Origin of the sequence: Streptococcus cristatus, from assembly GCF_003943515.1 — a bacterium.
Lineage (GTDB): Bacteria > Bacillota > Bacilli > Lactobacillales > Streptococcaceae > Streptococcus > Streptococcus cristatus_D.
In genome coordinates, this window is record NZ_RJPT01000001.1 from 268,207 (window position 1) to 283,485 (window position 15,279).

At 43.2% G+C, this 15,279-nt stretch carries 13 protein-coding genes; 12 read left to right on the plus strand and 1 reads right to left on the minus strand.

What is annotated here, in order from left to right; all coding sequences use genetic code 11:
• The first annotated feature begins 103 nt into the window (after positions 1 to 103).
• From D8791_RS01425 to purH, 11 genes are all read left to right on the plus strand, one after another.
• Positions 104 to 1,303 carry a phosphoglycerate kinase gene (locus D8791_RS01425; RefSeq protein ID WP_125446009.1) on the plus strand — a complete coding sequence of 400 codons (1,200 nt, stop codon included), beginning with the start codon at positions 104 to 106 and terminating at the stop codon, positions 1,301 to 1,303.
• 243 nt (positions 1,304 to 1,546) lie between these two features.
• On the plus strand, positions 1,547 to 2,071 hold the full coding sequence (locus D8791_RS01430) for an FUSC family protein (protein WP_005591664.1): 525 nt from the start codon (positions 1,547 to 1,549) through the stop codon (positions 2,069 to 2,071).
• Positions 2,072 to 2,147: 76 nt separating this feature from the next.
• On the plus strand, positions 2,148 to 2,513 hold the full coding sequence (locus D8791_RS01435) for a MerR family transcriptional regulator (protein WP_005591665.1): 366 nt from the start codon (positions 2,148 to 2,150) through the stop codon (positions 2,511 to 2,513).
• Between the two features lie 30 nt (positions 2,514 to 2,543).
• Entirely contained in the window at positions 2,544 to 3,890 is a 1,347-nt protein-coding gene (gene glnA / locus D8791_RS01440) for a type I glutamate--ammonia ligase (RefSeq protein WP_005591666.1), read from the plus strand.
• Positions 3,891 to 4,074: 184 nt separating this feature from the next.
• Positions 4,075 to 4,782 (plus strand): phosphoribosylaminoimidazolesuccinocarboxamide synthase, encoded by a 708-nt coding sequence (purC, locus tag D8791_RS01445; protein ID WP_125372567.1) that lies wholly within the window; start codon positions 4,075 to 4,077, stop codon positions 4,780 to 4,782.
• Positions 4,783 to 4,849: 67 nt separating this feature from the next.
• Entirely contained in the window at positions 4,850 to 8,575 is a 3,726-nt protein-coding gene (locus D8791_RS01450) for a phosphoribosylformylglycinamidine synthase (protein ID WP_125446010.1), read from the plus strand.
• Positions 8,576 to 8,587: 12 nt separating this feature from the next.
• A complete protein-coding gene (purF, locus tag D8791_RS01455; RefSeq protein ID WP_125446011.1) occupies positions 8,588 to 10,030 on the plus strand; it encodes an amidophosphoribosyltransferase in 1,443 nt (480 codons plus the stop codon).
• Positions 10,031 to 10,069: 39 nt separating this feature from the next.
• A complete protein-coding gene (purM, locus tag D8791_RS01460; RefSeq protein ID WP_125446012.1) occupies positions 10,070 to 11,092 on the plus strand; it encodes a phosphoribosylformylglycinamidine cyclo-ligase in 1,023 nt (340 codons plus the stop codon).
• Positions 11,089 to 11,643 (plus strand): phosphoribosylglycinamide formyltransferase, encoded by a 555-nt coding sequence (gene purN, locus D8791_RS01465; protein WP_125446013.1) that lies wholly within the window; start codon positions 11,089 to 11,091, stop codon positions 11,641 to 11,643. Before purM ends, purN begins: the two co-directional genes overlap by 4 nt.
• Positions 11,640 to 12,722 (plus strand): PDDEXK family nuclease, encoded by a 1,083-nt coding sequence (locus D8791_RS01470; RefSeq protein WP_125446014.1) that lies wholly within the window; start codon positions 11,640 to 11,642, stop codon positions 12,720 to 12,722. The genes purN and D8791_RS01470 overlap by 4 nt, the downstream gene beginning before the upstream one ends.
• Complete coding sequence (gene purH / locus D8791_RS01475) at positions 12,715 to 14,262, plus strand: bifunctional phosphoribosylaminoimidazolecarboxamide formyltransferase/IMP cyclohydrolase (RefSeq protein WP_125446015.1); 1,548 nt, start codon at positions 12,715 to 12,717, stop codon at positions 14,260 to 14,262. The genes D8791_RS01470 and purH overlap by 8 nt, the downstream gene beginning before the upstream one ends.
• Positions 14,263 to 14,381: 119 nt before the next feature.
• Here the strand turns inward: purH and D8791_RS01480 are convergent, their stop codons facing one another.
• A complete protein-coding gene (locus tag D8791_RS01480) occupies positions 14,382 to 14,681 on the minus strand; it encodes a YbaB/EbfC family nucleoid-associated protein (RefSeq protein WP_061908727.1) in 300 nt (99 codons plus the stop codon).
• 169 nt (positions 14,682 to 14,850) lie between these two features.
• Here D8791_RS01480 and D8791_RS01485 point away from each other — a divergent pair, with 169 nt between their 5' ends.
• Complete coding sequence (locus D8791_RS01485; protein ID WP_185760528.1) at positions 14,851 to 15,264, plus strand: glycosyltransferase; 414 nt, start codon at positions 14,851 to 14,853, stop codon at positions 15,262 to 15,264.
• Positions 15,265 to 15,279: the final 15 nt, after the last annotated feature.

Here is a 15,279-nt window from a genome sequence, read left to right on the forward strand (position 1 = left end):
CTATCTTTAATTGGAGAAAAGGATAAGCCATGAATTTTTGCTATCACTTTTGTAGATTTTGTGATATAATTAACACGTATAAAAAAAGAAGGAGTCATATCTAATGGCAAAATTGACTGTTAAAGACGTTGAATTGAAAGGGAAAAAAGTTCTCGTTCGTGTTGACTTCAACGTACCTGTAAAAGATGGCATGATTACAAACGACAACCGTATCACTGCAGCTCTTCCAACTATCAAGTACATCCTTGAACAAGGTGGACGTGCAATCCTCTTCTCTCACCTTGGCCGTGTAAAAGAAGAAGCAGACAAAGCTGGTAAATCACTCGCTCCTGTAGCTGCTGACTTGGCTGCTAAATTGGGACAAGAAGTTAAATTTATCCCAGGTGTTACACGTGGTGCTGAATTGGAAGCCGCTGTTAATGCTCTAGAAGATGGACAAGTTCTCTTGGTTGAAAACACTCGTTTCGAAGATGTTGATGGCAAGAAAGAATCTAAAAATGATCCTGAACTTGGTAAATACTGGGCATCACTTGGAGATGGTATCTTCGTAAACGATGCATTCGGTACAGCTCACCGTGCACACGCATCTAACGTTGGTATCTCAGCAAACGTTGAAAAAGCAGTTGCTGGTTTCCTTCTTGAAAACGAAATTGCCTACATCCAAGAAGCAGTTGAAGCTCCAGAACGTCCATTCGTAGCGATCCTTGGTGGTTCAAAAGTTTCAGACAAGATCGGTGTTATCGAAAACTTGCTTGAAAAAGCTGATAAAGTTCTTATCGGTGGTGGGATGACTTACACATTCTACAAAGCGCAAGGTATCGAAATCGGTAACTCACTTGTAGAAGAAGATAAATTGGATGTTGCAAAAGCTCTTCTTGAAAAAGCAAACGGCAAATTGATCTTGCCAGTTGACTCAAAAGAAGCAAACGCATTTGCTGACTACACTGAAGTGAAAGATACTGAAGGTGAAGCAGTAGATCCAGGCTTCCTTGGTTTGGATATCGGTCCTAAATCTATCGCTAAATTCGACGAAGCCTTGACTGGTGCGAAAACAGTTGTATGGAACGGACCAATGGGTGTGTTTGAAAACCCAGACTTCCAAGCTGGTACAATCGGTGTCATGGACGCTATCGTGAAACAACCTGGCGTAAAATCAATCATCGGTGGTGGTGACTCAGCTGCTGCAGCGATCAACCTTGGCCGTGCAGACAAGTTCTCATGGATTAGTACGGGCGGAGGCGCTTCTATGGAGCTTCTTGAAGGTAAAGTTCTTCCAGGACTTGCAGCTTTGACTGAAAAATGATATTTGTAACGAAAAGAGTTGGGAAACCAACTCTTTTTCTTTTGTCCACGTAGGTGTCTGAGGAAATGGGCTTTTGGCTTCTATTTTCCTAATGAGTAATCAATAATGGGAAATATAGTTAGAAATACAGTAGAAGCTGGCTATGCATTCTTGTAGGATACAAACAATAAACTGGATGGACAGAGCCTTTTTGTTAGAAAATATGTTAGAATAGAGATAGTTTACTTTTAAAAGGGAAAAGGCATGAGCTATTTTAGTAAGTACAAATTTGATAAATCAAAGTTTCGCTTGGGTATGAGGACGATGAAAACAGGGATAGCGGTTTTTATTGTCCTACTCATTTTTGGCATGTTTGGCTGGAAGGGGCTCCAAATTGGAGCTTTGACAGCGGTGTTTAGCCTGCGAGAAGATTTTGATAAAAGTGTTCATTTCGGAACTTCCCGTATTTTAGGAAATAGTGTCGGGGGCTTTTATGCCTTGCTATTCTATCTGTTGGGAAATTTATTGAACGGCCAATTTTGGGTGACCTTAGTATTTGTGCCAATCTGTACGATGCTGACGATCATGACCAATGTTGCTATGAACAATAAGGCTGGGGTGATTGGTGGTGTTTCAGCTATGCTGATTATCACTCTCTCCATTAGTCCAGAAGATACTATTTTATACGTTTTTGCTAGAGTTTTTGAAACCTTTATGGGGGTCTTTGTCGCAATAGTTGTAAATTCGGATGTGGATAGAATTAAGAATTTCTTTAAGTCTATAAATTAAAATGTGTGAGAAAATCTCACATTGATTGTTGACATACAAAAAAAATTAGTTATAATAGTGCATAGAGAGGAAAAAAATGAAGGAAAAAGAGTTTCGCCGAAATATGGCAGTCTTTCCCATAGGTAGCGTTATGAAGTTGACGGACTTATCTGCCCGTCAGATTCGATATTATGAGGAGCAAAACCTCATCACTCCCCTTCGGAATGAGGGCAATCGTCGAATGTATTCTCTGAATGATATGGACCGACTTTTGGAAATTAAGGATTATATTTCTGAAGGCTATAATATCGCTGCTATTAAAAAGAAATATGCTGAGCGTGAAGCTAAATCCCACAAAACGATTAGTGAAAAGGAAGTCCGTCGAGCTCTCCACAATGATATTTTACAGCAAGGTCGTTTTGGCTCTTCTCTGCCAACCTTTGGTCACATGCGTCGACCATAAACTATTTTTTAAAACTATAAGGAGTTACCCATGCCCATTACAGCAGCTGATATTCGTCGCGAAGTAAAAGAAAAAAACGTCACTTTTATCCGTCTTATGTTCTCTGATATTTTGGGAACCATGAAAAACGTTGAAATTCCAGCAACGGATGAGCAGCTTGAAAAGGTCTTATCAAATAAGGCTATGTTTGACGGTTCGTCTATCGAGGGATTTGTTCGGATCAATGAATCTGACATGTATCTTTATCCTGATTTGGATACTTGGACAGTTTTTCCTTGGGGAGATGAAAATGGCAGTGTAGCAGGCTTGATCTGTGATGTTTATACGACAGAACATGTTCCCTTTGCAGGAGATCCTCGTAGTAATCTAAAGCGAGCTCTCAAACATATGGAAGCATTGGGCTTCAAGTCTTTTAATCTTGGTCCTGAGCCAGAATTTTTCCTTTTCAAATTGGATGAAAATGGCGATCCGACACTGGAAGTGAATGACAAGGGTGGATACTTTGACTTGGCGCCGACAGACTTGGCGGATAATACCCGTCGAGAAATTGTCAATGTTTTGACTAAGATGGGGTTTGAAGTAGAAGCGAGTCACCATGAGGTGGCAGTCGGTCAGCACGAGATTGACTTTAAGTATGATGAAGTGCTTCGCGCTTGTGATAAGATTCAGATTTTCAAGTTGGTGGTGAAAACCATTGCTCGTAAGCACGGCCTCTATGCGACCTTTATGGCTAAGCCCAAGTTTGGTATTGCTGGTTCTGGTATGCACTGCAATATGTCCCTCTTTGACCAAGATGGAAATAATGCATTTTATGATCCAGAGGATCCAAAAGGAATGCAGTTATCTGAAACGGCCTACTATTTTTTGGGTGGCTTGATTAAGCATGCTTATAATTATACGGCTATCATGAATCCGACGGTTAACTCTTACAAACGCTTGGTGCCAGGCTTTGAGGCGCCGGTTTACATCGCTTGGGCTGGGCAAAATCGCTCGCCTTTGGTTCGGGTGCCAGCATCGCGCGGCATGGGAACTCGCTTGGAGTTGCGTTCAGTCGACCCTATGGCTAATCCTTATATTGCTATGGCAGTGCTCCTAGAAGTGGGACTGCATGGAGTGGAAAATAAAATCGAAGCGCCAGCTCCAATCGAGGAAAATATCTATGTGATGACAGCTGAGGAGCGCAAGGAAGCTGGTATTACAGACCTGCCATCTACTCTCCATAATGCCCTTAAGGCTTTAACCGAAGATGAGGTCGTCAAGGCAGCCTTGGGTAACCATATCTATACTAGCTTTGTTGAAGCCAAGCGGATTGAATGGGCTAGCTATGCGACCTTCGTTTCCCAATGGGAAATTGATAATTATTTGGACTTATATTAATGAATTCTAAAACAGGACTTGAAAAAGTCCTGTTTTTGTATGGAAACAAGATATTTTCAGTTTTTAACTGTTGTATTTCCAATCTTTTTCATGCTTTTGTATCCAGAATGTACGGGAAAAGCTTGTAAAATATATTTAAAAGTGATACACTTAAAGCATAAAAACACGAAAGGCGAATAATAAAATGTCAAACAAGTTGTTATATTCGGGAAAAGCAAAGGATATTTTTGCGACAGAAGATGAGCAGGTGATTTTGTCCCGCTACAAGGATCAAGCAACTGCTTTTAATGGTGTCAAAAAGGAGCAGATTGCGGGTAAGGGAGTCTTAAACAATCAGATTTCAGCCTTTATCTTTGAAAAGTTGAACGCTGCCGGTGTAGCAACGCATTTTATCGAGAAAATCTCAGATACAGATCAGCTTAATAAGAAAGTTGATATTATTCCCTTGGAAGTGGTATTGCGCAACTATACGGCGGGCTCTTTCTCTAAACGCTTTGGTGTGGAAGAAGGGATCGCCTTGGAAACGCCGATCGTCGAATTTTACTATAAAAACGATGATTTGGATGATCCCTTTATCAATGACGAGCATGTGAAATTCCTACAGATTGCGGATGACCAGCAGATTGCTTACTTGAAGGAAGAAACCCGTCGTATCAATGAGTTCTTGAAAGCTTGGTTTGCTGAGATTGGTCTTAAGTTGATTGATTTTAAGCTAGAATTCGGTTTTGATAAGGAAGGCAAGATTATCTTGGCAGACGAATTTTCACCAGATAACTGCCGTTTGTGGGATGCGGATGGCAACCACATGGACAAGGATGTTTTCCGCCGTGGCTTGGGTGAATTGACAGACGTTTATGAGATTGTCTGGGAAAAGTTGCAAGGATTGAAATAATCTGTTTGCAATAACCATGAGTTCGTTTGGGAATATTGCAAGAGCTGAAATAAAGGGATAAGAATTAATGGATAAACGTATTTTTGTTGAAAAAAAGGCTGATTTTCAGGTCAAATCAGAGAGTTTGGTGAGAGAACTCCAACATAACTTGGGACTGTCAACTTTGAAAAGTATTCGCATTGTGCAAGTGTATGATGTCTTTGATTTGGCAGAGGATTTGTTTGCGCCTGCAGAGAAACACATCTTCTCTGAGCAGGTGACAGACCATGTCTTGGATGAAGCGGCTGTGCAGGCGGATCTTGCCAACTATGCTTTCTTTGCCATTGAAAGTTTGCCAGGACAGTTTGACCAGCGCGCAGCTTCTTCACAGGAATCCTTACTTTTGCTAGGAAGTTCTAGTGACGTGACAGTCAACACAGCCCAACTTTACTTGGTTAATAAAGATATTGATACGACTGAGTTGGAAGCGGTCAAGAACTACCTGCTCAATCCAGTTGATTCTCGTTTCAAGGACATCACGACAGGGATTGCCAAGCAGGAATTTTCAGAGTCAGACAAGACCATTCCTAAATTGACATTCTTTGAAAGCTATACAGCAGAAGACTTTGCCCGCTACAAGGCAGAGCAAGGGATGGCTATGGAAGTGGACGATTTGCTCTTTATCCAAGACTATTTCAAGTCAATCGGGCGCGTGCCGACGGAAACAGAGCTTAAGGTTTTGGACACTTACTGGTCTGACCACTGTCGTCACACGACTTTTGAGACCGAGTTGAGACAGATTGATTTCTCAGCTTCTAAGTTCCAAAAGCAATTGCAGGCGACCTATGATAAGTATATTGCCATGCGTGAGGAACTAGGTCGGTCTGAAAAACCACAAACCTTGATGGATATGGCGACTATTTTTGGTCGTTATGAGCGTGCTAATGGACGTTTGGATGACATGGAAGTGTCTGATGAAATCAATGCCTGCTCAGTCGAAATCGAAGTGGATGTGGATGGTATCAAGGAACCTTGGCTCCTCATGTTTAAAAACGAAACCCACAACCACCCAACTGAAATCGAACCATTTGGTGGAGCGGCTACTTGTATCGGTGGCGCCATTCGTGACCCATTGTCAGGACGTTCTTATGTTTACCAAGCTATGCGGATTTCGGGTGCAGGTGACATTACAGTACCGATTTCAGAAACTCGCGCTGGTAAATTGCCACAACAAGTCATTTCTAAGACAGCGGCTCACGGTTACTCTTCTTATGGGAACCAAATTGGTCTGGCGACGACCTACGTTCGTGAGTATTTCCACCCAGGCTTTGTAGCTAAACGCATGGAGTTAGGTGCCGTTGTTGGTGCGGCTCCCAAGGGCAACGTTGTCCGTGAAAAACCGGAAGTAGGCGATGTGATCATTCTTCTTGGTGGTAAGACAGGCCGTGATGGTGTCGGTGGTGCGACGGGCTCTTCTAAGGTTCAAACGGTTGAGTCTGTGGAAACTGCTGGAGCTGAGGTTCAAAAAGGGAATGCTATCGAAGAACGCAAGATTCAACGTCTTTTCCGTAATGGCGCTGTCACTCGTCTTATCAAGAAATCTAACGACTTTGGTGCAGGTGGTGTCTGTGTAGCTATCGGTGAATTGGCAGACGGTCTTGAAATCGACCTCAACAAGGTTCCTCTTAAATACCAAGGCTTGAACGGTACAGAAATTGCCATCTCTGAATCACAAGAACGGATGGCGGTCGTGGTTCGTCCTGAGGACGTAGATGTCTTCGTTGCTGAATGTAACAAAGAAAATATTGATGCTGTTGTGGTTGCGACAGTGACTGAGAAACCAAATCTAGTCATGCACTGGAATGGTGAGACAATCGTGGACTTGGAGCGTCGTTTCCTTGATACCAATGGTGTGCGCGTGGTTGTCGATGCCAAGGTAGTGGACAAGGATGTCAAACTTCCAGAAGAACGCACAACAAGCGCTGACACACTTGAAGCTGATACCCTTGCGGTTCTATCTGATTTGAATCATGCGAGTCAAAAAGGCTTGCAAACCATCTTTGACTGTTCGGTCGGTCGTTCAACGGTCAATCACCCACTTGGTGGTCGCTACCAACTCACTCCAACTGAGGCATCTGTACAGAAATTGCCAGTTCAACACGGTGTGACTCACACTGCGTCAGTCATGGCCCAAGGATTCAACCCTTACGTGGCAGAATGGTCTCCATACCACGGTGCTGCTTATGCGGTTATCGAAGCAACTGCTCGTTTGGTTGCTACTGGTGCCAACTGGTCCAAGTCTCGCTTCTCTTACCAAGAATATTTCGAGCGCATGGACAAGCAGGCTGAGCGTTTTGGTCAGCCAGTAGCAGCTCTTCTAGGCTCTATCGAAGCACAAATCCAACTTGGTTTGCCATCTATCGGTGGTAAGGACTCCATGTCTGGTACTTTTGAAGAATTGACTGTACCGCCAACCTTGGTTGCCTTTGGGGTGACAACAGCAGATGGCCGTAAGGTGCTTTCTCCTGAGTTCAAGACTGCTGGTGAAAACATCTACTACATCCCAGGTCAAGCCTTGGTACAAGAGATTGATTTTGACTTGATTAAGTCTAACTTTGCTCACTTTGAAGCCATCCAAGCTGATCACAAAGTAACATCTGCATCAGCTGTCAAATACGGTGGTATCGTCGAAAGTTTGGCCCTTGCTACCTTTGGGAACCATATCGGTGCAGAGGTGACCTTGCCTGAACTTAAAACGGCTTTGACAGCTCAATTGGGCGGATTTGTCTTCACCTCTCCTGAAGAAATTACTGGGGTAGAGAAGATCGGTCAAACGAGCGCAGACTTTGCTCTCCTTGTCAACGGTGTGAAGCTAGATGGACAGAAACTGGATAGTGCCTTCCAAGGAAAACTAGAAGGAGTTTACCCAACTGAATTTGCACAAGCCAAAGAATTGGCAGAAGTGCCAGCTGTCGCTTCTAAGGCAGTCATCAAAGCCAAGGAAACTATTGAAAAACCTGTGGTTTACATCCCAGTCTTCCCAGGTACCAACTCAGAATATGACTCAGCCAAGGCATTCGAAAAAGAAGGTGCAGAGGTCAACTTGGTGCCATTTGTGACCTTGAATGAAGAAGCCATTGTCAAGTCAGTTGAAACTATGGTTGACAACATCGGCAAGGCTAATATCCTCTTCTTTGCAGGTGGCTTCTCGGCTGCGGATGAGCCAGATGGATCAGCTAAATTTATTGTCAATATCTTGCTTAATGAAAAAGTGCGTGCAGCCATTGATAGCTTTATTGCTCGTGGTGGCTTGATTATCGGTATCTGTAATGGATTCCAGGCCTTGGTCAAATCAGGTCTTCTTCCGTACGGGAACTTCGAGGATGCTAACAGTACTAGTCCAACCCTCTTCTACAATGATGCCAACCAGCACGTGGCCAAGATGGTGGAAACTCGAATTGCCAATACCAACTCACCATGGTTGGCTGGCGTGCAAGTGGGCGATATCCATGCCATCCCAGTATCGCACGGTGAAGGGAAATTTGTCGTGACAGCTGAGGAATTTGCGGAGCTCCGTGACAATGGCCAAATCTTCAGCCAATACGTTGACTTTGAGGGTAAACCAAGCATGGATTCTAAGTATAATCCGAATGGTTCTGTCCATGCCATCGAAGGAATTACCAGCAAGAACGGCCAAATCATCGGTAAAATGGGACACTCAGAACGTTATGAAGACGGTCTTTTCCAAAATATCCCAGGAAATAAAGACCAGCACCTGTTCGCGTCAGCTGTGCGTTATTTCACAGGGAAATAAAAGGTATAAAAAATGACATATGAAGTAAAATCTCTTAATGAAGAATGCGGTGTTTTCGGTATTTGGGGACATCCAGATGCTGCTAAAATGACCTATTTTGGGCTCCACAGTCTTCAGCACCGTGGTCAGGAGGGGGCTGGAATCCTCTCCAATGATCAGGGGCAATTGAAGCGCCATCGTGATATGGGGCTTCTATCAGAAGTTTTCAAAAATCCTACCAAATTGGATAAACTGACAGGAACTGCTGCCATCGGTCATGTGCGTTATGCGACCGCAGGAGAAGCTTCTGTAGATAACATCCAGCCTTTCATTTTTCGCTTTCATGATATGCAGTTTGGCTTGGCCCATAATGGAAATCTGACCAATGCCGAATCGCTCAAGAAAGAATTGGAACAAAGAGGTGCTATTTTCAGCTCAACCTCTGATTCAGAAATCTTAGCTCATTTGATTCGTCGTAGTCACAATCCTAGTTTGATGGGCAAAATCAAGGAAGCGCTCAGTCTTGTTAAAGGTGGCTTTGCTTATATCTTGTTGTTTGAGGACAAGTTGATTGCGGCGCTTGACCCTAATGGTTTCCGTCCGCTTTCTATTGGGAAAATGACCAACGGAGCGGTGGTGGTTTCCTCCGAAACCTGTGCTTTTGAAGTTATTGGTGCTGAGTGGATTCGTGATGTAAAACCAGGAGAGATTGTAATCGTGGATGACAATGGGATTCAGTACGATAGCTATACGAATGATACTCAGCTCGCGATCTGCTCTATGGAGTATATCTACTTTGCTCGTCCTGACTCTAATATCCATGGTGTTAACGTCCATACGGCCCGCAAACGTATGGGAGCTCAATTGGCGCGTGAATTCAAGCATGAAGCAGATATCGTGGTTGGTGTGCCAAATTCATCACTCAGTGCAGCCATGGGATTTGCAGAAGAATCTGGTCTGCCAAATGAAATGGGGCTGATCAAAAACCAATACACGCAACGCACCTTTATCCAACCGACTCAAGAATTGCGGGAGCAAGGGGTACGGATGAAACTGTCTGCCGTTTCGGGTGTTGTTAAAGGCAAACGTGTGGTCATGATTGATGATTCCATTGTTCGTGGGACGACCTCTCGCCGTATCGTTCAGCTTTTGAAAGAAGCGGGTGCGTCCGAGGTTCACGTTGCTATTGGCAGTCCTGCGCTAGCTTATCCATGCTTCTATGGGATTGATATCCAGACGCGTCAGGAGCTGATTGCGGCCAATCATACGGTCGAGGAAACTCGCCAAATCATTGGTGCGGATAGTCTGACTTATCTTTCGATTGATGGTTTGATTGATTCTATCGGCATCGAAACAGATGCGCCAAACGGTGGTCTCTGTGTCGCTTACTTTGACGGCGACTACCCAACTCCTCTCTACGACTATGAAGCAGACTATCGTAGAAGTTTGGAAGAAAAGACCAGCTTTTATAAATAGGCGGAAGAAGGCTCTCCATTAAAGGAAAGGAATAAACAAATGACAAATAAAAATGCTTATGCGCAATCCGGTGTGGATGTTGAAGCGGGTTATGAAGTTGTTGAACGGATCAAAAAGCACGTAGCTCGTACGGAGCGTGCAGGTGTCATGGGAGCTCTGGGTGGTTTTGGTGGCATGTTTGACCTTTCAAAAACAGGTGTCAAAGAGCCTGTCTTGATTTCAGGGACTGACGGTGTCGGAACCAAGCTCATGCTGGCTATCAAGTATGACAAGCATGACACGATTGGGCAGGACTGTGTGGCCATGTGTGTCAATGACATCATTGCTGCAGGCGCTGAACCCCTCTATTTCCTCGACTATGTGGCGACAGGGAAGAATGAACCAGCCAAGCTAGAACAAGTCGTCGCTGGTGTGGCAGAAGGTTGTGTGCAGGCAGGCGCTGCTCTCATCGGTGGGGAAACGGCTGAAATGCCGGGTATGTATGGCGAAGATGACTACGACTTGGCTGGATTTGCGGTCGGTGTGGCTGAAAAATCTCAAATCATTGACGGTTCAAAGGTGGCAGAAGGAGATATTCTTCTCGGACTTGCTTCGAGTGGTATTCACTCCAATGGTTACTCACTCGTGCGTCGTGTCTTTGCGGACTACACAGGTGAGGAAGTCTTGCCAGAATTGGAAGGCAAGAAACTCAAGGAAGTCCTTCTTGAGCCGACTCGTATCTATGTCAAGGCTGTCTTGCCACTCATCAAGGAAGGGCTGGTCAACGGCATTGCCCACATCACAGGTGGTGGTTTTATCGAGAATGTCCCTCGTATGTTTGCAGATAACTTGGCTGCAGAGATTGAGGAAAGCAAGGTTCCAGTCTTACCAATCTTCAAAGCTCTTGAAAAATACGGTGAAATCAAACACGAAGAAATGTTTGAAATCTTCAATATGGGTGTGGGACTCATGTTGGCAGTTAGCCCTGAAAATGTAGATCGTGTCAAGGAATTGCTGGATGAACCAGTCTATGAAATTGGTCGCATCGTCAAGAAAGAAAACGAAAGTGTCATCATCAAATGAAAAAAATAGCAGTTTTTGCCTCTGGTAATGGCTCAAATTTTCAGGTGATTGCCGAACAATTTCCGGTGGAGTTTGTCTTTTCAGACCATCGTGACGCCTATGTGCTCGAGCGTGCAGACAATCTCGGCGTTCTGTCCTATGCTTTTGAACTCAAGGAGTTCGAGAACAAGGCAGACTACGAAGCAGCCCTTGTCGAACTCTTGGAAGAACACCATATTGACTTGGTTTGCCTCGCCGGCTACATGAAAATCGTTGGGCCAACCTTATTGGAGGCTTATGAAGATCGAATCATCAACATTCATCCAGCCTACCTGCCAGAATTTCCAGGTGCTCATGGGATTGAGGATGCTTGGAATGCTGGGATTGCTGAGAGTGGCGTGACCATTCACTGGGTGGACTCTGGTGTGGATACAGGCAAGGTCATCAAACAAGTCCGTGTACCACGTCTAGCTGATGATACCATCGAAAGCTTTGAAGCTCGCATTCATGAAGCGGAGTACAAGCTGTATCCGGAGGTTCTGGGTAGCTTGGGAGTGGAGAGAAAACAATGAAAAAATCACAAGCCAAAGGATATTTATTAGAAATTGTATTGGCTAAGTTATTAAAAGTTAATGGATATGATTTAGTAACGAGTGCAGAAAATGAGATTGTAGATTTAGATAGGAATGGCCTAAATGTTAAAGGGAGAGGTGGCTATCATCAATTTGACTCGTTAGGAACATTTCGTATTACACCACCATTTTCTTATCCTATACGTTTATTTTTAGAGGCTAAATTCTATACAAGTAATAAGGTAGGTATTGATAGAGTTAGAATGGGAATAGGTATTCTACAAGATGTAAATACTAATTATTCCACAGTTGAGATGACAAGTGAAGAGTTAAAGCTACCTAAATATAATTATAATTATGCTCTTTTTTCTACATCAGGATTTACAAATGATGCTCAAAGATTGGCTATCGCCCATAAGATTTACTTAATGGACTTATCGTCTGGTTATTATAGATGGATTAGAGATTTTATAAATCAAATTGTGGATGAATTATTTTTTAGTCACAGTAATAGTGGCGATGATATTAGTAGTGATGATTTTAATCATTTTAAAGAAAAGTTTTCTAGTCGGATTAATAATTTAAGCTATGATCAACTTTATAGATGGTTTGATTTCAATATTCAACAATCAGTTGTAAATGAATTTGTAGACAAAATGCAAACTGTTAGAAGTATTTATATAGCGAGCACAAAGAGTTCGCAAATCATAGCACTTATACCTGATAATGATGATGTGTTTCGTGATTCGCTACGTGGAAACCCACATCAAGAAGTAACTATCACTTGGAATGACAATGAGAATGATGTATGGATAATTGAACCAACTGGAGGTGATGAACAATATAGACTTACATTCCAATTACCATCTATTATTCAAGATTATATTTTCAATAATTCAGTAAATCAAGATCAGAGAGCTTTTAGGGAAAAAGGAGAAAGTTTTGGATTGTTATCATTTATCGCCTATCTTGATGGAAGAAATCCTACTTTGTGCACATTAAAATTTAATGAAGAAGAAACGAAACGCTTGGTAGATCGCTATAATAACCGGTTCAGATTGGAGAATAATAATGACTAAACGCGCCTTAATCAGCGTCTCAGACAAAGCGGGCATTGTTGAATTTGCCCAAGAACTCAAAAAACTTGGTTGGGACATCATCTCAACAGGTGGTACCAAAGTTGCCCTTGACAATGCTGGGGTGGAGACCATTGCGATCGATGACGTGACTGGTTTTCCAGAGATGATGGACGGTCGCGTCAAGACCCTCCATCCAAATATCCACGGTGGCCTCCTTGCTCGTCGTGACTTGGATAGTCACCTAGAAGCAGCCAAGAACAATAAGATTGAGCTCATCGACCTTGTAGTTGTCAATCTCTATCCTTTCAAGGAAACGATTCTCAAGCCAGATGTGACCTATGCAGATGCGGTGGAAAATATCGATATCGGTGGGCCATGTATGCTTCGTTCAGCAGCTAAAAACCATGCCAGCGTGACAGTTGTGGTAGACCCTGCTGACTATGCTGTGGTTTTGGACGAATTGTCAGCCAATGGTGAAACGACTTACGAAACGCGTCAACGTTTGGCGGCTAAGGTTTTCCGTCACACAGCAGCTTATGATGCCTTGATTGCAGAATACTTCACAGCTCAAGTGGGCGAAGCAAAACCAGAAAAACTCACTTTGACCTATGACCTCAAGCAAGCCATGCGCTATGGGGAAAATCCTCAGCAGGATGCGGACTTCTACCAAAAAGCTTTGCCGACAGACTACTCAATTGCATCAGCGAAACAGCTTAACGGTAAGGAATTGTCCTTTAACAATATCCGTGATGCTGATGCTGCCATTCGTATTATCCGTGACTTCAAAGACCGTCCAACCGTTGTAGCTCTCAAACACATGAACCCATGTGGAATCGGTCAAGCTGATGACATCGAGACTGCTTGGGACTATGCTTATGAGTCTGATTCAGTGTCTATCTTCGGTGGTATTGTCGTTCTCAACCGTGAGGTGGATGCTGCGACCGCTGAGAAGATGCACGGCGTCTTCCTTGAAATCATCATCGCACCGAGCTATACAGATGAGGCGCTAGCCATTTTGACCAACAAAAAGAAAAACTTGCGTATCCTTGCCTTGCCATTTGACGCTCAAGAGGCTAGTGAAGTGGAAGCAGAATACACAGGTGTTGTCGGTGGACTTCTCGTGCAAAACCAAGACGTGGTCAAAGAGAGCCCAGCTGATTGGCAAGTGGTGACCAAACGTCAACCAACCGAGACAGAAGCGACAGCCCTTGAGTTCGCTTGGAAAGCCATCAAGTACGTCAAATCAAACGGTATCATTGTGACCAACGACCACATGACACTTGGCGTTGGCCCAGGTCAAACTAACCGTGTGGCTTCTGTTCGCATCGCCATTGACCAAGCTAAAGACCGCCTTGACGGCGCTGTGCTTGCTTCAGATGCCTTCTTCCCATTCGCGGATAACGTGGAAGAAATCGCCAAAGCTGGCATCAAGGCGATTATCCAGCCAGGTGGCTCCGTCCGTGACCAAGAATCTATCGAAGCGGCGGATAAATATGGTTTGACCATGGTCTTCACAGGCGTGAGACATTTTAGACATTAAGGAGATTTATATTGGAGAAAATGCTTAAATCTTTTCTCCAATTTTTTTGCGCAAAAAAACTCCCAAAAGAATGAATATATCATCTTTTGGGAGTTGATTTTTATAGGGACTTAGCAGAATTAGAAAGAAAGTCCACTTTGGAAAGCGCTGAGTTTTTGTTTAGCTACTTCGTTGATTTGATCGATAGCAGCATTGATAGCTTGGCTAGTCAAATCAGATAGAGTTTCCATATCTTCTGGGTCTACGATAGCAGGCTGAAAGTCAATTTTGACAACCTTTTTATCACCAGTAAGAGTTGCTACAACTAAATCTTGGCTAGATTTTCCAACAAATTCAGTTGCAGCTAATTCTGCTTGAGCAATGTCCATGTCTTTTTTAAGTTTTTGGGCTTGCTTCATCATGTTTTGCATATTCATCATAAGATTTTCTTTCCTTTCTCTCGCAAGGGCTGAGCCCCTTAGCAATCTTCACTCTTCAATTATATCATTTTTTGGAAAAGTGGCAAGAAGAACATTTCTAGAAGGTTTGACAAAGATTTAGTCTTTATAGTAGAATGGTCATGAATCTATATACCAAGGAGAAGACAACTTGAAAAATAAGAAGATAAAAGGTTTGCTGTTGGTAGTGCTCTCATCCCTCTTCATCTTAATCGGCTGTAGTGGTAGCCCCAAAATTCAGGGGAAATGGAATGTTCAGGATGTTAGAGGTGAACAAACGACCATTGAAATAAAAGACAAGACTATCATTGTCAACGAAGAAGAGTATAAGTATACTCAAAATGCTGTTGGTTTTAAAAATGGGGTGAGTTATTATGGCCTGACTCGGAAAGATAATGGCAAAATATTTTCTATAGTCTTTCCTGAGAAAGATAAAAATGTTGCTATTATGCTAATTCCTGATTCAGACGATGACTATCTCACAGGTAGTATGCTCTTTGCTATGAACCGCAAGGAAAAGCCAGATTATAAAAAATATGCAGAAAAATATTTCAATGTACAGTAGAAGAAAAAGGCGCTG

Excerpts from the sequence above, each read along its gene's own strand:
- D8791_RS01425 (WP_125446009.1), top strand. The coding sequence starts at position 104 with ATGGCAAAATTGACTGTTAAAGACGTTGAATTGAAAGGGAAAAAAGTT.
- D8791_RS01430 (WP_005591664.1), top strand. The coding sequence starts at position 1,547 with ATGAGCTATTTTAGTAAGTACAAATTTGATAAATCAAAGTTTCGCTTG.
- D8791_RS01435 (WP_005591665.1), top strand. The coding sequence starts at position 2,148 with ATGAAGGAAAAAGAGTTTCGCCGAAATATGGCAGTCTTTCCCATAGGT.
- glnA (WP_005591666.1), top strand. The coding sequence starts at position 2,544 with ATGCCCATTACAGCAGCTGATATTCGTCGCGAAGTAAAAGAAAAAAAC.
- purC (WP_125372567.1), top strand. The coding sequence starts at position 4,075 with ATGTCAAACAAGTTGTTATATTCGGGAAAAGCAAAGGATATTTTTGCG.
- D8791_RS01450 (WP_125446010.1), top strand. The coding sequence starts at position 4,850 with ATGGATAAACGTATTTTTGTTGAAAAAAAGGCTGATTTTCAGGTCAAA.
- purF (WP_125446011.1), top strand. The coding sequence starts at position 8,588 with ATGACATATGAAGTAAAATCTCTTAATGAAGAATGCGGTGTTTTCGGT.
- purM (WP_125446012.1), top strand. The coding sequence starts at position 10,070 with ATGACAAATAAAAATGCTTATGCGCAATCCGGTGTGGATGTTGAAGCG.
- purN (WP_125446013.1), top strand. The coding sequence starts at position 11,089 with ATGAAAAAAATAGCAGTTTTTGCCTCTGGTAATGGCTCAAATTTTCAG.
- D8791_RS01470 (WP_125446014.1), top strand. The coding sequence starts at position 11,640 with ATGAAAAAATCACAAGCCAAAGGATATTTATTAGAAATTGTATTGGCT.
- purH (WP_125446015.1), top strand. The coding sequence starts at position 12,715 with ATGACTAAACGCGCCTTAATCAGCGTCTCAGACAAAGCGGGCATTGTT.
- D8791_RS01480 (WP_061908727.1), bottom strand. The coding sequence starts at position 14,681 with ATGATGAATATGCAAAACATGATGAAGCAAGCCCAAAAACTTAAAAAA.